The sequence below is a fragment of the Aliivibrio friggae genome (assembly GCF_057368515.1).
Map to the genome: position 1 here is coordinate 1,003,902 of NZ_CM170649.1, position 19,213 is coordinate 1,023,114.

At 39.6% G+C, this 19,213-nt stretch carries 13 protein-coding genes; 4 read left to right on the top strand and 9 right to left on the bottom strand.

Annotation, left to right across the window (positions count from 1 at the left end; translation table 11 throughout):
• The first annotated feature begins 202 nt into the window (after positions 1 to 202).
• Positions 203 to 1,507, top strand: coding sequence for a GGDEF domain-containing protein (locus tag AC2INI_RS17955; RefSeq protein WP_486305900.1), 1,305 nt, complete (start codon positions 203 to 205; stop codon positions 1,505 to 1,507).
• Between the two features lie 110 nt (positions 1,508 to 1,617).
• Positions 1,618 to 2,274: an NAD(P)H-dependent oxidoreductase gene (locus AC2INI_RS17960; protein ID WP_486306465.1), complete on the top strand. Its 657-nt coding sequence runs from the start codon at positions 1,618 to 1,620 to the stop codon at positions 2,272 to 2,274.
• Between the two features lie 74 nt (positions 2,275 to 2,348).
• Here AC2INI_RS17960 and AC2INI_RS17965 read toward each other — a convergent pair whose 3' ends face one another.
• Together AC2INI_RS17965 and AC2INI_RS17970 are read right to left on the bottom strand one after the other, a co-directional pair.
• The gene (locus AC2INI_RS17965; protein ID WP_486305901.1) at positions 2,349 to 6,437 is read right to left on the bottom strand and encodes a zinc metalloprotease; all 4,089 of its coding nucleotides are present in this window, start codon (positions 6,435 to 6,437) and stop codon (positions 2,349 to 2,351) included.
• 33 nt (positions 6,438 to 6,470) lie between these two features.
• Positions 6,471 to 7,325, bottom strand: coding sequence for a hypothetical protein (locus AC2INI_RS17970; protein WP_122032783.1), 855 nt, complete (start codon positions 7,323 to 7,325; stop codon positions 6,471 to 6,473).
• A gap of 252 nt (positions 7,326 to 7,577) precedes the next feature.
• On the opposite strand from AC2INI_RS17970, the gene AC2INI_RS17975 reads away from it, so the two are divergent.
• Together AC2INI_RS17975 and lpxL are read left to right on the top strand one after the other, a co-directional pair.
• A complete protein-coding gene (locus AC2INI_RS17975; RefSeq protein ID WP_486305902.1) occupies positions 7,578 to 8,360 on the top strand; it encodes a helix-turn-helix domain-containing protein in 783 nt (260 codons plus the stop codon).
• A gap of 226 nt (positions 8,361 to 8,586) precedes the next feature.
• Positions 8,587 to 9,540, top strand: coding sequence for an LpxL/LpxP family Kdo(2)-lipid IV(A) lauroyl/palmitoleoyl acyltransferase (gene lpxL / locus AC2INI_RS17980; protein WP_486306466.1), 954 nt, complete (start codon positions 8,587 to 8,589; stop codon positions 9,538 to 9,540).
• 115 nt (positions 9,541 to 9,655) lie between these two features.
• Here lpxL and tkt read toward each other — a convergent pair whose 3' ends face one another.
• The 7 genes from tkt to AC2INI_RS18015 form a co-directional block, all read right to left on the bottom strand.
• The gene (gene tkt / locus AC2INI_RS17985) at positions 9,656 to 11,647 is read right to left on the bottom strand and encodes a transketolase (protein ID WP_486305903.1); all 1,992 of its coding nucleotides are present in this window, start codon (positions 11,645 to 11,647) and stop codon (positions 9,656 to 9,658) included.
• 191 nt (positions 11,648 to 11,838) lie between these two features.
• Complete coding sequence (gene tal / locus AC2INI_RS17990) at positions 11,839 to 12,789, bottom strand: transaldolase (RefSeq protein ID WP_122032787.1); 951 nt, start codon at positions 12,787 to 12,789, stop codon at positions 11,839 to 11,841.
• A gap of 389 nt (positions 12,790 to 13,178) precedes the next feature.
• On the bottom strand, positions 13,179 to 14,810 hold the full coding sequence (locus tag AC2INI_RS17995; RefSeq protein WP_486305904.1) for a BatD family protein: 1,632 nt from the start codon (positions 14,808 to 14,810) through the stop codon (positions 13,179 to 13,181).
• A 65-nt stretch (positions 14,811 to 14,875) separates the two neighbouring features.
• The gene (locus AC2INI_RS18000; RefSeq protein WP_486305905.1) at positions 14,876 to 16,759 is read right to left on the bottom strand and encodes a VWA domain-containing protein; all 1,884 of its coding nucleotides are present in this window, start codon (positions 16,757 to 16,759) and stop codon (positions 14,876 to 14,878) included.
• Positions 16,752 to 17,717 (bottom strand): vWA domain-containing protein, encoded by a 966-nt coding sequence (locus tag AC2INI_RS18005; RefSeq protein ID WP_486305906.1) that lies wholly within the window; start codon positions 17,715 to 17,717, stop codon positions 16,752 to 16,754. The genes AC2INI_RS18000 and AC2INI_RS18005 overlap by 8 nt, the downstream gene beginning before the upstream one ends.
• Positions 17,710 to 18,237 (bottom strand): DUF4381 domain-containing protein, encoded by a 528-nt coding sequence (locus tag AC2INI_RS18010; RefSeq protein ID WP_486305907.1) that lies wholly within the window; start codon positions 18,235 to 18,237, stop codon positions 17,710 to 17,712. The genes AC2INI_RS18005 and AC2INI_RS18010 overlap by 8 nt, the downstream gene beginning before the upstream one ends.
• Positions 18,237 to 19,208: a DUF58 domain-containing protein gene (locus AC2INI_RS18015; RefSeq protein WP_486305908.1), complete on the bottom strand. Its 972-nt coding sequence runs from the start codon at positions 19,206 to 19,208 to the stop codon at positions 18,237 to 18,239. Before AC2INI_RS18015 ends, AC2INI_RS18010 begins: the two co-directional genes overlap by 1 nt.
• Positions 19,209 to 19,213 lie beyond the last annotated feature (5 nt).

Below are 19,213 nucleotides of genomic sequence, written 5' to 3' on the forward strand. Positions count from 1 at the left end.
TATTAATAATCATTAGTTTATTAAAAAAAGCACAGTCATTATGGTGAATGAAATGTTGCTTTTGTATGGTTTTGATGAATGATTTTGTTTGGTAACTGAGTTTGATTTCTTTAAAATGAGATAAAGTCTCACTTTATAAAATAACTAGGTTGATTATGTGATTTGCTGTTATATATTCATTCTTTTTTTCAATGAGAATTAAATGCCAAGTAGAAAGAAAACAAACGAAATTTTCAGTGAAATGCGTATCTTCTTTAAGATCTTAGCTGTTGCCTTATGTGTGTTTTTTGCTTGTTATTTTTTATTTAACACAGTGTCTTTAGCGCGGCTTGAGCGGGCAGTAGTTAATGACTATAAAAGTATCTATTCGATCAGTCGTCGTTTTTCATCTTACTATAATAATGTTGATTCAGTCTCTTTAGAAAAGGGACGTTATTATAAAAACGGTGTTGATATCGTGGTAAATAGTGACACTAATGTTAAAGTGCTTTCTATTGGTATTAAAAAATTACGTGCTGAATTAGAGAAGTTGATTGGTGATAGTTTATGGACTATCGCAGTGTTTCAAAATCCATCTAAATATGTTCATTTTGATCCTTTACGAAAAAGCTACGAAATGTTTTATCAAGAAGGGAATAAGGATGTCATTGAAGATATTGTTGATAAAGAAAGTCTTAGGGCTACGTATCAATCATTTTATGGATGTAACCTAAAATTAACGGAAAAGTACAAAGAAGATGAAACACACGAGTTTATCCGTTCAATGTTCTATCCTATCTATAATAAAAAGCATTTAGATTCCTTACTTGTCGTTGATATTAAAGCCTCTTTGCTTTACGACAAAGTGACTGAATTTAACAAGGAATACAACACGGTTATTAATTGGCAAGATAGTAACACTTATCAGAAATCAATGTATTTACCTTGTTCTGAGCAGGATGAGATCACCCTCGGAATAGGTTTTGTAGATGTGTTCAAAGAAATCCTCATTCCATCTATATTGTTTTCATTAAGCTTTTTCTTTTTACGAGTGAATTACAATCGACGTAAATATTTATTGCAGTTTGATCGTATGACGGGTTTTTATCGTCGTGACTTTTATGAAAAACGATTAAAAAGAATGAGAACACATGCTCTATTGATTATCGATATCGATCATTTTAAACGTATTAATGATACGTATGGGCATAAAAAAGGCGATGATGTTATTCAAGAGATTGCTGAGCGTATTTTAGGTACTATTCGCCGAAAAGACGCTGCAATAAGATGGGGTGGCGAAGAGTTTTTGATCACATTCAAGTCACTAAGCTACGAACAGTTAGAAGTTAAAGCTGAAGAAATTAGAGCTGCGATTGAAAAAGAACTCGTTAAAAAGTTAGCAATTACGGTATCTATTGGTGGCGTTGTTGACACAGATATGTCTTTTTCTGAAGCCTATAAACTTGCTGATTCAGCATTATATTTATCAAAAGAACATGGTAGAAATAGAGTAACAATGGCAGATTAACCACCTAGGTTTTAGCTAAGGAGTTAACTTGTGTTTCGGACTGTGCCAAAATGCTCTTAATGGATATGTATCGTTTTAATTGAATTTAAATAGGAATAGGTAGAGTGAATATGAAGCATGAGATCATTAGCGATTTAGAAAACCGTTATACAACTAAGAAATACGATCCGAGTAAGAAAGTATCGGCAGATGATCTTGCGGTATTACTTGAGGCGTTACGATTATCAGCTTCATCCATTAACTCTCAGCCATGGAAGTTTGTGGTAATCGAGTCTGATACAGCCAAGCAGCGTATGCATGATTCCTTTGCCAATATGCATCAGTTTAATCAGCCTCATATCAAAGCGTGTTCTCATGTGATCTTGTTTGCACATAAATTAAAATACACTCGTGATGATTATGAAGTGGTTTTAAATAAAGCCGTTGCCGATACTCGTATTACAGAAGAACAAAAAGAAGCCGCATTTGGTTCATTTAAATTCGTAGAGTTAAATTGTGATGAAGAAGGCCAACATAAAGCGTGGACGAAGCCACAAGCCTATTTAGCTTTAGGTAATGCACTGCATACGTTGGCTCGTTTAAAGATAGATTCAACCACGATGGAAGGGGTTGATAGCCAGTTATTAGGTGAAATTTTTGCTGATGAATTAGCTGAATATGAGTGTCATGTTGCTTTAGCGATTGGTTATCATCATACAAGTGAAGATTATAATGCCTCTTTACCTAAGTCTCGCAAAGCATTTGAAGATGTGATTACGATTCTTTAGATTCTTATTGTTTTGGGATAAAGAAAAGCCAGCGTGATAGCTGGCTTTTTGTTTTTAAGGCTGTTTATTTAAGGTTAATAAACTTTTTTCACTGGCAGTTTACGCAAGGTGTCATAGTGTTGACCTACCATGTTAATGTAATCACCTGATTGGTATGCTTTAATCATCTCTAATGTTAGTGTCCAAGCAAACTGGTCCGCTTCATTTGCTCCAGTAAAGCCATCATACAGAGCGTAACTTGTAGAAAGAAGTGTCGCATCAAGGCTAGCATTTACGTACGCCATTGTATAATCAATGATAGAAATCACACTGCTGATACTATGCTCTTTACCTGTATTCGACGTTACAGTGCCCGCCTCTAAGTCATAAATAACATCAGATTGAGATAGAACGCCATTAATTACTGCGTTAAATATCTGATTATTCATACCATTGCTTAAATCAATCTCACCTGAAGCAATTTGTGCTTTATATGAATTAATAATCAATTCAATAAATGGCGCATCCAAAGCAAGAATAGGTGTATGGAATGTTGATTGAAAACCAGCAACGGGTTGCCATGCATTAAGAACATTCGTTAAGGTTTCAGATGACGTATTATCAAGGGCTACTTTGGCTGTATAACCTTCACTCGTAAACAGTTTAGAGGCTACACGATCCGCTAATGCGTTATCTTTAGTGATTGTATAGTTAATACCGCTAATTGAAACCGTTAAAGCATCACCACCAAGTAAACCATATTGATCAAGTTGCTTACTTAAACTATTACGTTGCTTTAAAGCTGTCTCTGCAAATGTATAGTCTTCTGTTTGCATTTGCTTTGTGCCCATAGACAAGATCATGCTAGACATATCGGTACGAGCGTAACTGTTTAACCCATAAAAATTACGAATCCCTTTTGGTAGAGGAGGTAATGATTCAATAAGTTGAGTCACATGCAGATTTACATCAATCGTTGGTTCATAAGCCGCATTAGTACTATCTACAAACTCAACAGCATTAGTTAGCGATTCTTTGGCAACTAGGTGAGCCATAATTGCATCGTATTCTGCTTTTACTCCTGGTAAATCGAGCAATGAAGCAAATGCACCTTCATCGGTGTAACGTAAAGAATAACGACGAGCTAATTGATAACTTGCTAATCCTTTGTCTGGCCACATACCAAGTACTGAAACGGCATTTGAGTATGGGTTCGCAGGGTCAAATGAACCTACTGAGTTTAAGAACTTTGAGTTAATTGATTTTGCATGAATTTCCGTTGCACCGTGTAAAGATTCTATAATTGGTTTTGCTACGTCATCAAAACAGTCTGCTTGTGTAATATCATAATTACTTGGGATTTTATAACTTTGTGCAGACAGTGTTTCACCAAGAGAAATACTACGCATTGTCCCTGTGCGATCGGTAATAATACATTGTGATTCAGGTGTTCTTAGAATGTCTAAGAAAAACTCAGACGCTTTTTTAGCACCATAAGCATAATCACATAACCATGAATTACTTGCTCTTGCATTACGGTCTTCGGTGTAAACACATGAACTTGGATTGGCAGCGACTTGTTGTAAGAACGCAGTCGGTTTGTCTGATGGAGACGCATCACCAAAATCATGGAATAATTCATCAATACGCTCGTTGTCTTCAATCATATCGCGCATTGTATTCATTTCACGGAATCGACGGATAATGTATGAAGGATAATCAGAGTTAAAGATCCCATCACGGTATAATCCCGCATTTCTAGAGTCGTAACTATCAAGATATTGTTGCCATTTATAGGTGGCAATCTCTTGTAGGTTTGTTCCTTCATCAAAGCGATTACAATCACTATTTAGAGAAACATTGCCATCGGTACAAAAAGCATATGATTTGCGTGATAGGCCTAATACATCATCAAGGTAATAAAGAACACCGTGCTCAGCAAGTGGCTCGCCATTAAGTGCGGCGGTATCTAAGCGAGAAAAGTCACAAGTATAGTTCGATTGGCCTGTTGGCTCTCCTTGTTCATTAAGAACTGGAGATTGTTCGGCACAAACCATAAGGGATTCATTTTCAACTGTTGATCCGTATTGACTGTAAAACGAATTTGAATAAGCCGCTTCACCACCATCAGCCGATCGTTGCTCTTCAGTCATTGGAGAGGCTTCAACTAAATCGAGTTTTCTCCCATAAGCAAACTTAAATGCTGCAAGATCATATAATCCCCATGTTGGAATTTCATCAAGCATACTTGGGGCATAATCCATAGTAGAGCTGTATGCTGGAATATTACTCAAACCAAGTAATCGAGATTGTTCAAACGTTAAATAGTTGTCAATATCATTTGAGCCTTTAAAGTTATGGCGCAAACCGACATTATGGCCAAGCTCATGAACAAGAGTATTCGCATACGTAGTTACTGTAATCGCATCTGCTGCAATCGCTTGTAGGTTATCAGGCAGTAGAACCCATGGTTTTAGTGTTTTTGTGACGACTCCTGTTTCAGCATCGGTAATGTTTGTGAAGTAACCTTCATCAGTCAGTGGTAAGTTGTCAATTACCGCTTTGCTTGATGATGATACCCATGATGCTTCGATAGGGTAGACGTTATTTTCACTCCAAAAAGCGATACGTTTTTCTTCAGCTCGTACAATATCTTCTAGATCCATATCATCATGAACCTGAGTTAGTTCTGTCGGTGATAGGTTAAATTTGTTTTGAATTCGCTGTTGTGCCAAAAACTCAATCACATCTTGCTCACCAAGAGATGGGGTTACGTGATTATGATCTGCGTGATTGGTTTGTAGAAATTCACTCACCGCCTTGTTTGTTTGCAACTCAGCACGTTGAGCTACTGACGGGGTTTCATTTACGGGAGGTAAACCGTTCATTTCTAATTGACCGCGGTTATATAAACGCGCCATGTTGTCCCAGTAGTAAGGCACACCAGTACGAGCAACACCTGAATATTGGTTTACATGGGCTTTAATTATTTCTCCGGTTACAGGGTTGGCAATAGAGGGACCATAGCCTAATAAACCATTATCTAGAGGCTCATCGACAAGATTAATCACGTTATAACGTAAATCGCCCGAATGAATGCCAGCTGCTTCATTTTTATTGGCAATTTCAATCATTGGTTTGCTTGAGTTAGGTTCAAGTAAACGCAATGTTTCGTTCATTTTATTAACAGTATTAATTGTTGAGTTTAGGAACAGTTTATTTTTTTCTTCAAAAAAGTTATCCGAAAGATAGTATTTGATCGACCCTTTAGTAGGATTAAAACGATTTAAATAGGTGACTGAGTCATACTTATTAGTGATTGGATCTTTCTTTTTCGTTGTTGTGGTGAAAAAACCAATGTCATTTTCATCGTTTACTGGATATAGAATAGGTTTGTAGTCTTCAGATGCTACATGGCTTTCATGAACTAATGAATAAAAGAAGCGAGCTTTAAATGACCCTTTCGCCATTTCTTCTTCCATTGCTGACCAATCCATGTAACGAGATAGTTTGTCAAAGTTGATCTTAAATGTCTGTTCAAGCTCAAAGTTTAACACGCCTTCTTTTGGGTCAAATTCCCAAGAGATTACTTCTGGAGATCCTTGAGGCGTTAAGCCATCTTTGGTCCCATACAATTCGTCCCAGTTAAGATCACTAACGAGGGTTGATTCTGGATCTGGCGTAAAGTGGGTGTTGTTTCTAAAAGTGGTATTGCCAAGATTGGGATCTGAATCTTTCTCTTCAACGTTAGTACAGTCACCATAGTTGTCTTCACGACATTGGTATTTTGCGTAGCTACCTGGAACGGTCATTACGTGGGGAAAGTTTACTTGATCGTCAGAACCAATATTATTTTGGTCTTGTGGTAAACAGAATCCATTTTTATCTTTAGGTAATACGAGATCAGGGTTGTTGTTGTCATAACCGCGAACTTCTAGACCTTCGTCAGAAAAACAAAGTTCAACATAACGGCCCATACCTTGTAAAAAAGGAAATTGAGTAACGGCAAAACGAGGTGCAGCGCCGGTTGTTGGAGCATAGAACCAACGGCCATCAAGGCGAAGATCTTGAACTTGAACTTCGGTTACGTCTTTATCTAGGGCATCGTATTCTTGTTCTTCAGGCGCACAGCCAGATAGAGTTGCGGTAATCGCCGCGGCTAAAGTTAGTTTTCTAAATATCATATTGTTCACATCCTGTTATTATTTTTTTCTTCCTTAAAAGGAGTAAGTCATGCCAAGTGAGTAGGTTGCTTTGGTTTCATCAAAAATATCAAAGCTGCCTAATGTCCCTTGTGCTGCATCTGCATAAACACCTGAAGAGGCGAGAGTTAAAGAGATGGAGAGATCATCTCGAAGGTTATAACCGGTACTTAAGCTTCCTCCATAACTGTAACCATCAGCCCAACGCCCGTTGTAATTAATTGAAGTACCACCGAGTGCTGACGCTGAGACAAAGGCATTACCAAAGCTATAGTTTGCTGCAACTAAGAGGGATAATCCCCAAGAAGCATTAACGTTACCTGATGGGGAGGTTGTGTATTGATGGAAGTTTTTTCGTATTCTTGGTGCGAGGGTTATTCCCACATCTGCAAGTTTGAATGAAACAGGTGTTTGAACTCTAAATGCCGTATTTAAAAAGCTGTCTTGAGATGCTTGTGATGTCGGGATTGAAAATTGACCGCTTATGGAGACGTTCCCAGTATCACCAAAAGTCAGTAATGATGAATGAGAGAGACCGACAACGGTGTCCGTTGAATAAAAACTTTCTGCATTTTGTAAAGTACGATAACCACCACTACTGGTGTATAAAGAGTAGTTATCTAAAAAATTCATGAATAGTGAGCCATGAAATGATAAAGCTCTGTTGGAACGATGATCTGACGCTTGAAAGAAGTTACTGTCGTATCCAAGGGACAATGAACCACCCCATGAGCTTGTTGATTCTTCTGTTTCTGATGTTATTTCAGATCCTTTTTCTGTAGTTTCTTCGGCTGACGCAGGGTGGACTAGCACGAGAGTGCAGCCGATGAAGCGAGATAGCAGTAATTTTCTAGTTGTATTTGTCTGCATAAATGACTTCCGTGTAAATTAAAACGCTCTTCTATGAGCAAAAGTTAGTGTTATAATTAGCCCGTCATAAACTTGACGGTGTAACATATTTGTAACCTTTTCTCGGGTGGTACTGCAATTGCTTATATTAATATCAAGGTTACGGTCTATATTTTGAGTTCACAAACGTCAAAAAATGAAACTGAACTGGTAATTTTAAACAAGATGAAGTAACGTTAATTTTAGTCGTTAAATAACAGCAAGGAAGTAGTTATGGGATTTTGTGCAAGTTTATTATTAAATGCATTAAGAGTTAAATTAAAAGAAAATGATCTAACTTATAATGAATTATCATTAAAGGTTAACGTGCCTATTTCAACGTTGAAACGTCATTTTCACAGTAACTCTATTGGTATTGATAAATTAATGGAGTATGCGACCGTATTAAATACCAATATTGAAGAGCTCTCTCAAATTGCTCGAGATATTCATAATAGAGAAGAAGGAACAAGAACTGAAGTTTTGGATGAGGTTTTCTTTAATCACCCCTATTTATATGATTTCTTCTATGAAATACATGTAAAAGGGCGAGCTGTTGATGAGGTTGCACAAGAAAATAAGCTAACTGAACAAAGTGTCTATATCTACTTGAGAGCCTTGGAAATTATGGGTTTGCTAGAACTTAGATCTGATGGTGTGCCTTGTTTCTTAACCCCGCCATATTACACTTTCTTTGAAGGATCTAAGCTCGATAAGCTTTTTACTGAAAAATTACGATTAGAAGTGTTAACACAAGACTGTAGACCAGAGGTTGGAATGTCTCGTGTCTGTTTAACACAAGAACAAATAGATCAGATCTCAGAAATGGTTTATGAGAAAGTACAACATTTTCATTTTCAAAATAAAGAATCAAAAGAAAGTGAGTTAATTAGAAAGAATATATTACTCAATGTAACAGCAGGTAATTATATACACCTTTCTGACGGGCTTATAAATATTGACTCTATTTTATTAAAAGAATTATATGAAACGGTTAATTGTGATGACACTAACTAGGATATGATAATTTAGAATAAATAATACGAGCCAGATCAACTTATATAAATGATAATGTTAAGTGAAAAATTAACCTCACGATTATGTTACCAAGTTATTTCTTGTTTTCTGAGGTTATATACTAATTTCAGTTTAAACCGTTTGATTTGGTTTTAGTTACATTTCACTTAATTTTCATCTTTTATGTATTATAATGGTGGTAGTATCATTTTTATAAGGTTGAATGATGAAAACAGTTCCAAGCCCTAAGTTCTCATGGGCACTACTTTCCCCAAGGTATTGGTTTCTTTGGATATTCTTTTTTGTATTGGCATTATTAGTCAATGTACTGCCATTTTCTATCTTAAAATCAATTGGATTTAGCTTGGGAAGGCTCTCTAAAGGGTTACTTAAAAAACGAGCAATTATTGCAAGAAAAAATCTAAAATTGAGTTTTCCAAACTACACGTCATCAGAAATAGAAAAAATAGTCACTGAGAATTTTCAAAATACAGGATTAGCTATTGTAGAGATGGGAATGGCGTGGTTTTGGCCAGATTGGCGAGTTAAGCGTCATGTCTCTATTATTGGTAAAGAAAAAATCCTTGCGCAAGAGAAAGAGGGGCGAGGAGTATTAGTTGTTTGTTGTCACTTTTTAAATCTAGAAATGACCGCTCGAATATTCAGTCTTTTTGCTCCAGGCTACGGAGTTTATCGCGCTAACAGTAACCCTGTATTTGAGTTTATTCAGCATCGCGGTCGTACCCGTAAAGGTCATCAGATGATTGATCGTCATGATGTTAAAAGCATGATTAAAGTTCTTAAATCTGGCAATCGTCTTTGGTATTTACCTGACCATGATTATGGTAAGAAAAACGCAGTGTTTGTACCATTTTTTGCGGTAGAAGACGCTGCAACTACGACAGGCTCTAGTTTTTTAATTGATATGTCAAAGTGTGCGGTGATGTCTGGGTGTAGTCTACGTAAAGGCAATAACTATACTTTAGAAGTCGGAGATGATCTAAGTGGTGAGATTCCTCGTCGAGATGCCGTTTCTGCCGCTAAAGTTCTGAACCATGAGATTGAGCGATTAATAAAGAAAGGGATATCGCAATGGATGTGGCTACACAAACGCTTTAAAACGTTACCAGATGATGCAGTAGAACGTGATCGCTATAAAAATGTGAACCTTAATGACTAGACTTAATCATTAGTTTTTAGAATTAGAAATGAAAAAGCCTCGTTTAGATCTAATTAGATATAAACGAAGCTTTATTATTTAAGGACTTAATAGTGATTAAGTCCTTTTTTATGGATTAAGCTAAAAGCTCTTTTGCTGTTTTCACTACATTTTCAGTAGTGAAACCAAACATTTTGAATAGTTCTTCAGCAGGTGCTGATTCGCCAAACGTTGTCATACCGATGATCTTGCCGTTTAAACCAACGTACTTGAACCAGAAGTCAGCAATACCCGCTTCAATAGCAACTCGTTTTGTTACTGCTGATGGAAGTACTGATTCACGGTAAGCTTCATCTTGCTTATCAAATGCATCAGTTGCTGGCATTGATACAACACGTACCGCTTTGCCTTCAGCAGTTAGTTGAGCCGCAGCTTCAACTGCAAGCTGAACTTCAGAGCCTGTAGCGATAAAGATTAGTTCAGGTTGGCCTTCACAATCTTTAAGAATGTAGCCACCTTTAGCGATGTTAGCTACTTGCTCTGCATCACGATCTTGTTGTGCAAGATTTTGACGAGAGAAGATAAGTGCTGATGGACCATCGCGACGCTCAATTGCTAGTTTCCAAGCAACTGCAGATTCAACTTGGTCACATGGACGCCATGTGCTCATGTTTGGTGTTAGACGTAGAGAAGCGATCTGTTCAACCGGTTGGTGAGTCGGACCATCTTCGCCAAGACCAATAGAGTCATGAGTGTATACTTGGATATTCTGAATTTTCATCAGAGCAGCCATACGCATAGCATTACGAGCGTATTCCATGAACATTAGGAACGTTGCGCCGTATGGTACGAAACCACCGTGCAGAGCGATACCGTTCATGATAGCTGTCATACCAAATTCACGTACACCGTAGTGAATGTAGTTACCAGAGAAGTCTGTTGCTTCAAGCGACTTAGAACCAGACCACATAGTTAGATTAGAAGGTGCAAGGTCAGCAGAGCCGCCCATAAATTCAGGTAACATAGCACCAAACGCTTCTAGTGCATTTTGAGAGGCTTTACGTGATGCGATGTTTGCAGGGTTCGCTTGAAGATCAGCAATGATTGCCGATGCTTTTTCTTCCCATTCAGCAGGCAAATCACCGTTTACGCGGCGAGTAAACTCGGCTGCAAGCTCTGGGTATGCTGCTTCATAAGCTGCAAATTTCTCGTTCCACGACGCTTCCTTAGTTGCGCCTGCTTCTTTCGCGTCCCATTCTGCGTAAACTTCTTGCGGAATTTCAAATGCGCCGTGCTCCCAACCTAATTGTGCTTTCGCTGCTTTAATTTCTTCAGCGCCTAGTGGAGCACCGTGACAGTCGTGTGTGCCTTGCTTGTTTGGAGAACCAAAACCGATGATAGTTTTAGTACAAATCAGAGTAGGACGAGGATCTGCTTTTGCTGCGATGATAGCTGCATTGATTGCGTCAGCATCGTGACCATCGACAGCAGGAATTACATGCCAGCCGTATGCTTCAAAACGCTTAGGTGTATCGTCAGAGAACCAACCTTCCACTTCACCATCGATAGAGATACCGTTGTCATCCCAGAAAGCAACCAGCTTACCAAGACCTAATGTTCCTGCTAGAGAACATGACTCGTGAGAAATACCTTCCATCAGACAGCCATCACCCATGAATGCATAAGTGTAGTGGTCAACGATGTCGTGGCCTTCTTTATTGAATTGTGCCGCTAATGCTTTTTCAGCCATCGCCATACCAACTGCATTCGTGATGCCTTGGCCTAATGGACCAGTGGTTGTTTCGATGCCTGGTGCATAACCGTACTCAGGGTGACCTGGCGTTTTAGAATGCAGTTGACGGAAGTTTCTAAGCTCTTCAATTGGTAACTCATAACCTGCTAGGTGAAGCAGAGAATAAATTAGCATAGAGCCGTGGCCGTTAGATAGGATAAAACGGTCGCGATCAGCCCATTCAGGATTAGCAGGGTTATGGTTTAGGTGTGAACGCCAAAGAACTTCAGCGATGTCAGCCATGCCCATTGGTGCGCCAGGGTGACCAGAGTTTGCTTGTTGTACGCCGTCCATGCTTAGAGCACGAATAGCATTAGCTAGATGTTTACGGTTCATAATGATTAACTCGAATATTTGAAAATGAAGGGCTGAAAGGCTCAACCCGATTTGAATATGATGACGAGCTAGAAGCTATAGACGCTTCGCTTCTAGAAACTATAAGAGCATGGAATATGCACGTTGAGAGTGTTACTTATAACGTGATTGCTTTTGCCCTTATAGTAGCGAAGCGTTCTAGTTTCTAGAAATTATAGTTTAGCTGCGATCATGTCTTCTAGCTTACCTTGGTCAACCGCAAAGTTACGGATGCCTTCAGCCAGTTTCTCAACAGCCATTGGGTCTTGGTTGTGATCCCATAAGAACTCAGCGTGAGTCATTGCAGCTGGACGTTCTTTGTTGCCGTTAGTATCAATCAGTTTCTCAACCACTTCGCCAGTTGCTTCTTCAAGCTCTTGAAGTAGGTTAGGGCTGATAGTTAGACGGTCACAACCAGCAAGCTCAAGAATCTCACCGATGTTACGGAAGCTTGCGCCCATTACTACTGTGTTGTAGCCGTGTTCTTTGTAGTAGTTGTAGATACCAGCAACAGAGATAACGCCTGGATCTTCAGATGCTTCAAAATCACGACCTTCTTTTGCTTTGTACCAGTCCATGATGCGACCAACAAAAGGAGAGATTAAGAACACGCCAGCTTCAGCACATGCACGCGCTTGAGCGAAAGAAAATAGAAGCGTTAGGTTACAGTTGATGCCTTCTTTTTCTAAAACTTCAGCAGCGCGGATACCTTCCCACGTTGAAGCCAGTTTAATAAGAATGCGATCGTTAGTGATGCCAGCATCATTATACATTTTGATCAGTTGGCGCGCTTTTGCAATGCTACCTTCAGTGTCGTAAGAAAGACAAGCGTCTACTTCAGTAGAGATACGACCTGGAACTACTTTTAGGATTTCTTTACCGATGCTAACAGCAAGCATGTCACATGTATCTTGTACTTGTTGTGCTTTGTCGTTGCTTTGAGCTTTTGCGTATTCAATTGAAGCGTCAATTAGTGGCGCATATTCTGCGATTTGAGCTGCTTTAAGAATTAGAGAAGGGTTAGTGGTTGCATCTTCTGGCGTGTATTTTGCGATTGCTTCAATATCACCTGTGTCTGCTACTACTGTTGTTAGTTTACGAAGTTGTTCTAATTTAGTTGTCATACTACTTACCCTTACTGATCACATGCTATTTAGCATCTTCTTTGAAAGTCCGTCTCGCTGCCATCACGATAATCTCTATGAGCAAATGCGATGGTAGTGAACATTTGATAGGTTGATAATTGTGTTTTCTGACTCAGATGTCAATGGCAAATCGAAGATAGTGTGAGAATACATGAATTTTTATGTGAATATTTGAGGGAGATCGTTTGCGCAAAGAAGCAAAGCCTACCGCAATGGATTAATTTGCACTATAAATAAAGAAGTGAGAGCTGATAAGGGATACAGAAAGATTAAGAGCAAATAAAGCTTCAGAGCTGAAGGTGAAAAAAAGGCGGGCAACTAAGTGTTGTTCCGCCTTAAATTAGCAAAAATAATGAAATTAAAAATCGTTATAATCTTTCAAGTTCAGGGGTTGTGCTTGATGATCTATTTGTCGATGATAATTTCTTTTCTATATTGCTAATTATTTGTTTTGTAGAGTTATTACTCGTATCTCTTGCATATTGTTGTTGGCTTAATTGAGTGATTAGCTCTTTAATAGCAGCAACGTCAATGCCTTGTTTATTCCACTGTTCATAGTGGTCTGCAAGGATCTGATGAGCAAGAATTGTATTATTTTCTTTTAAAGCAGAGATAAGCGCTTTACAGCCATTACCTATCACTATACTTTTTTGATTGGTAGATGTGTTTATTGCCTTTACTTTTGTGCGGCTAACAGCCCAACCAATCGCGGTAAATAACCAAAGAAGCGCAAAAGCAAGGGTGGTATATGGCCAAAAACCATGATCAACTTCACGTTTTACTATGGTTTCTGGCTGAGCATTTGTTTGGTTATCGATCTTTTGCTCATTAATGTGAGTACTTGGTGTCACCGTTAACGTCAGTGAATCGAGTGTTGCTGTTTCAGATTGACGTGTTTTACTGTTCCACCATTGAATTGAGACCGCAGGTAATTTTACCGAACCACTGGTATGAGGGATAATCACTTGTTTAATGGTTATCACGCTATTGCCTTGGCTGTCTTTGCCTATGACAGGTTTCTCATCATACATGCGAACCGATTTAGGATAATCAATATCAAGCTTTGGTAATTTCTCTGGTGGAACATCTGCCATCATTAGCGTGATTTGACGTGTAATGGCAGTTCCGGCTTCTACTGTGGTATCAGATAATGGCTTCCCATCAACTAGCCATTGCTGTCCTAGTTTTAAATCCGTAGTCGGTAACCAAGTACCTGTAAAATCTGCAGGTTTTGCTAATATCGTTAATTGGTATTGTTTAGGGCTGATGTTTAATGGGATTAATTTGGTGCTACGACCATAACGATCGGTTTGCACTAATCCACCAGTAAAGGCTAAACCATCAAAGCTTAATTTTCCTGCTTGGCTTCCACTGACGCTGAAGGCTTGTTCAACCACAGTGGCTTGCAGTCCATCAATCACTGTTTGGTATTGCTTGCTTTCACCAATAGGGGAGAACTCAATACCGACTCCTTGCGGCGTGATGATGTTTGGATCTTTTAAACGACGAATATCCGCAAATATAGCAATCTTGGCATCAAATTGAGCGGTTTCACCTTCATACAATTCATCTTTTGTTAGTTCACCACTGACTTTGATTACATCACTGCTTTTTGGAGCGGTCGCATCTTTAGTCACACGAATCGTTATTGGGTTAGTTTGCTCACCAGCGACATTCATGCTAGGAATGGTTAAGGTGCCCATTTTTGTTGGGGCAATAGAAACCGTCCACTGGCTTTGTACACTATAGTCGCCATTCACTAATGAGCGTGAGCTACCAAAACTAACTTGGCCACTGCGAAAATCAGGTGCGAGTTGGCTAGGGTCAAATTTACTTTGATCGGCACTTTTATCGACAGAGACCATTAATTGAATCACTTCGTTTTCAGTGATTTGGTTTTTACTTACTGTAGCAATGGCCTGAGCGTAACTTGCAGAGATACCACTAAAGCATAATGCGGCAAATAAAATCACTTTTTTGATTAGCGCTGTCTTTTTCATAGAAGCCTTCATTGTCGAACTCTTTACAGTAGAGTAGGGACTGATTTGTCTTATACTCATTTAAACTACCATTCATTCTCAGAAGCTTGTGGTGCTTCTTGTTGTTTTGCTTGCAGATACAATAGGGCGCGCAGCAGTTCATCTTCTTTTGCGCCTGATTGTTCTAATTTTTGTAGACGAGGATCGGTTTTAATGGCGTCACTGTCGGCTTTTGCTTGTTGTGATTGCATTTGAGCTTGTAGCTCTTTTTCTTCGTCCGATTTAGGTTGCTTATCCTTTTTATCACGAGCTTGTGCAGCTTGCTCTTTGTCTTTCTTCTCTTGTTCTTTTTTAGCTAGATCTTTTTGTTGCTGTTCTTGAGAAGGAGCCTCTGACTTATCTTGTTTATCTGACTGTGATTTATCATCAGATTGAGGTCCATTTTTCTGCTGATCTTGCTGTTGATCTTGAGATGGTGAGTCTTGTGAATCTGAAGATTGCTCAGAGCCGTCTTTGCTGTCTTTATTCTCTTGGTTTTGTTTATCCTGTTTTTTATCTTGCTTGTCGTCTTTATTTTTATCCGATTGTTGATTCTTATCGTCTTGCTGTGGCTGTTGCTGTTTTTGCTCTAGCGCTTTATTGACGATATTAAGATTCTTCTTCACATCTTTCATATCTGGATTGTTTTTTAGTAAAGACTCGTACTTCTCTTTTGCATCTTCCAATTGACCACTTTGTGCCAAGGCATTCGCAAGATTGTATTGAGATTGAGTATCTTCAAGACCGGTTAAACTCTCAATCGCGCCCTTATAATCTCCAGCTTTGTATTGAGCGGCTCCTTTCCATTGTTTGGATTTGAACTGCTCGCTTGCCGCTTGATAGTCTTTTTGCTTAAATTGTTGATGCGCAGTGTAATCATCAGAAAGTAAGCGGCTTGATAGGTCTGTATTTGCCATGGACTTATCGACAGGCAATAACACCAGCAATAACGCTAAGAACATCCCTTTTCTAAAGCAAAGCAGTGAGAAAAGTACCAATGGGAAAAGCAGCCAATAACCATGATTGGCACGACTGTTTACCTGGGTATCGCTGTTTTGTGTTACTTGCTCTAATGGTGTTTTAGTTAAACGAGCAATGGTTTCAATATCACTGTTATCTGATTGAATAAGTTGAGCGACACCATTGGTAGCTTGTGCCAGTGTCACTAGTGGATCGGAATCCAAGGTTGCGACAACGGTGTTACCAGAACGATCGGTTAATAACTGACCTGAAGGTAATTCAATTGGTGCGCCATTTTTAGTTCCGATACCTAATAAACTGATGCGCCATTTGGTGCCTTTAACGCGACTCATCACTTTATCGAGCTGTTGGTTTGATATTCCATCAGTCAAAACAATGATGTCACCTTGTTGATGGCCTGATTTTTTCATCATCTCAATACTTTGATCAACCGCGGCTAACAAGTTACTGCCTTTACCTTTATAAGGCATGATTTCTGGCGATAAATTAGTGATTAAGTTATTGAGTGTTTGGCTATCTTCAGTTAACGGACTAACTAAGTAACTGTCAGCGCCATAAGCAACTAACCCTGTCATCCCTTCTTTCCAATAAGGCAGTAAATCTTTGGCTTTGTATTTTTCTTGAGTTAAACGATTTGGTTTTACGTCGGTCGCATACACTGAGCGAGACATATCCATCACCAGTACTCGTGCACCAGAGAGCTGAAAACTCGGCGAGTCTTTATAACCAAAACTAGGACCAGCGAGGGCGGTAGTCACACATAACCATGCTAAAACCAGTCCAAACGTAAAGCCATTGCCTTGTGTCTTTTGAGTCATTCCCAATTGTTTGGCAATGTGAGGTGCAATCAATCCTGTGGTGTTTTTGTTTTTACGTTGAATAAACACCAATAGCCCAAGAGGGATAAGGGCTAAAAACCACAGTGGATAAAGAAAAGTAAAATTAGCCATGACGCTTTCTTACTCCCACAATAATAAAGAAGAAAAATAGATACCCCATTAACGGATAGCGGAACCACTCTTCATGTGGTCGCCAGGTTTGTGTTGCTTGAGTAATGGGCTCTAGTTGGTCGATGGTTTGGTAGATCTGCGCTAACTCATCAGCATTACGTGCACGGAAATATTGTCCACCCGTCATGGTTGCAATTTCAGTCAGTGTTTTCTCATCCAAATCACGCGCGGTATTAACGGTTTGTTTACCAAAGAAACCTCGAACCTGCATTTCACCCGCACCAATACCGACAGTATAAATCTTGGCATTGTTGTCTTTGGCAAGTTGCGCTGCTTCTAATGGCTCTAGTACTCCGGCTGTATTGCCACCATCACTTAATAAAATAATGGTTCGTTGAGGTGCATTGCTTTCGATAAAGGTTTTAGTTGCAAGTCCTAAGCCTTCACCCATGGCGGTCATTTGCCCGACTAACCCAAGAACGGTACGGCCCAGTTGTTCTTCTACCGTTTTTCTATCAAAGGTGAGTGGGGTTTGTAGATAAGCGTGATCGCCAAACAGCACTAATCCAAGACGGTCGCCTTTACGCTCATCTATGAAATCAGACACAACTTTTTTAACCGCAGTTAAGCGGTCAACAAAATCCCCATTCTCGGTTTGCATATCTTCTTCGGCCATTGAGCCAGATAAATCGACCACAAGCATCATGTCACGGTGTTCAGGCTGAATATCAACCGGGTCGCCATACCATACCGGACGCGCTAAGGCGGCAATCAATAACAGCCAAGCTACGGACAATAAGCCAATGTTGATGCGTTTATTCGGTTGCTTATATTCCCCTTGCTCTGGCAGTCGAGGAAGATGAATTGCGCTACCTACGTCTTTTTCAGGTACAAAAAAGTAAAACAGGAAGGGAATAGGTAATAAAAACCATGCCCACCACCAAACGAATTCAAGCATGTTGATGTCCTTTTGTTGTTGCTATTACTTTTTTTACCGGTAAAGCATGAGATAGCCAATAACGAACATCATCATAGAAACGTTGTTGATTGGTTTCTGATAATGCTTGTTGTCCGTATAAAGCCTGTTCTAACATGTCAGAACGAGATGAGAAATGGACATTGGCCTGTTTTTTCACGGGTAGCTGTTGTTCAACAAAATGCCACCATGCTAACCCATGCAGTGATGCAATGCGCTCACGAGGAAAATGACTTAATGCCGCTTGTTTTAATAACTGTGCAATGTCACTGGTTTGTTGTGGTGATAATTGGGCTAGCTGTTGTAAGGCAAGACGCTGTAATACGCCTTTTTGACGTTGACGACGTATAAGCCAAATTACGGCGATAACCAGTAATAACACACAGACGATGAGCCCATAACCCGTGAGTGATAACCCCCATGAGGGTGCGGCAGGTAAATGAATATCCGCTAATGGTAATATGTTGCTTGCTGGTGCTTGTTGGGTTGAAGATAAAGACATTACATGGCTCCTTTATCTTGTTGTGATGGATCTTGTGACGACGTCAGTTGCGATAATAACGGCAAGCCTGATGACAAACAGTGCAGCTGAATACCCAATTGCATCGCCATGTTTTGCACATACGCTTTATGAAGATTTGCTTGCTGCTCTAACGCTTTTTTGGTCGATGATGAAGAAAAATCTAACCATGCAGATCGCTTGTTATCAGAAACATATTCTGTGCCATTAAAGCGAGTTGAACCTTGCTCAAGCGGATCGCTAATCATCACAAACTGCAAACGGTTGTGTTTGCTTAATTGACTGAAGATCGCTTTACACTCATCGGTTAGTGCATAGAAATCACTGATGATCACAATCTCACTGCCTTTAGGACATAAACGCTGTAACTGGCTTAACCCCTTGGCAAATGAGCTAGCTTGCAGTGCGGTATCTAAAGGCTCTGAGTCACTGTTGGTGTTATGCTGCTCAATGATGGATTGCATAAATTGCAGCACACTTTTCTGACGAGAAGAGGGCTTGCAATCAAAGGTCGATAATCCATCAAAGATGATCCCACCGACGCGATCTTTCGCTGCTAACGTTATCCAACTTAATAAACTGGCAAAATGCGCAGCTTGTACTGATTTAAACAGCAGTTGAGAGCCAAAACGCATGGTGTCACTGACATCAATAAACAGCATGGTTGGTTGTTCACGCTCTTCACTGTAGAGTTTGGTATGAGGTTTCCCGGTACGTGCAGTCACACGCCAATCAATCGAGCGAATATCATCGCCCGGTTGGTATTGACGAACTTCTGAGAAATCCATACCGCGGCCTTTTTGTCGGCTTTGGTGGCTGCCATTCATTTTTGACCACACAGATTGAGACGGCGGTAGCCACTGTAATGAATGATTCTTATAGTGAACCAATTCATTAAGTGACAAGGTAACGCCATTACTGTGTGGTGGCAGCGATAGAGTAGTCTTTTTCATATAAT

What these genes read in the sequence shown, in the direction of transcription:
- AC2INI_RS18015 (WP_486305908.1), bottom strand. Translation starts at nt 19,208, where the DNA reads ATGAAAAAGACTACTCTATCGCTGCCACCACACAGTAATGGCGTTACC.
- AC2INI_RS18000 (WP_486305905.1), bottom strand. Translation starts at nt 16,759, where the DNA reads ATGGCTAATTTTACTTTTCTTTATCCACTGTGGTTTTTAGCCCTTATC.
- AC2INI_RS17995 (WP_486305904.1), bottom strand. Translation starts at nt 14,810, where the DNA reads ATGAAAAAGACAGCGCTAATCAAAAAAGTGATTTTATTTGCCGCATTA.
- AC2INI_RS17970 (WP_122032783.1), bottom strand. Translation starts at nt 7,325, where the DNA reads ATGCAGACAAATACAACTAGAAAATTACTGCTATCTCGCTTCATCGGC.
- AC2INI_RS17975 (WP_486305902.1), top strand. Translation starts at nt 7,578, where the DNA reads ATGGGATTTTGTGCAAGTTTATTATTAAATGCATTAAGAGTTAAATTA.
- AC2INI_RS18005 (WP_486305906.1), bottom strand. Translation starts at nt 17,717, where the DNA reads ATGCTTGAATTCGTTTGGTGGTGGGCATGGTTTTTATTACCTATTCCC.
- AC2INI_RS17955 (WP_486305900.1), top strand. Translation starts at nt 203, where the DNA reads ATGCCAAGTAGAAAGAAAACAAACGAAATTTTCAGTGAAATGCGTATC.
- lpxL (WP_486306466.1), top strand. Translation starts at nt 8,587, where the DNA reads ATGAAAACAGTTCCAAGCCCTAAGTTCTCATGGGCACTACTTTCCCCA.
- tal (WP_122032787.1), bottom strand. Translation starts at nt 12,789, where the DNA reads ATGACAACTAAATTAGAACAACTTCGTAAACTAACAACAGTAGTAGCA.
- AC2INI_RS18010 (WP_486305907.1), bottom strand. Translation starts at nt 18,237, where the DNA reads ATGTCTTTATCTTCAACCCAACAAGCACCAGCAAGCAACATATTACCA.
- AC2INI_RS17965 (WP_486305901.1), bottom strand. Translation starts at nt 6,437, where the DNA reads ATGATATTTAGAAAACTAACTTTAGCCGCGGCGATTACCGCAACTCTA.
- tkt (WP_486305903.1), bottom strand. Translation starts at nt 11,647, where the DNA reads ATGAACCGTAAACATCTAGCTAATGCTATTCGTGCTCTAAGCATGGAC.
- AC2INI_RS17960 (WP_486306465.1), top strand. Translation starts at nt 1,618, where the DNA reads ATGAAGCATGAGATCATTAGCGATTTAGAAAACCGTTATACAACTAAG.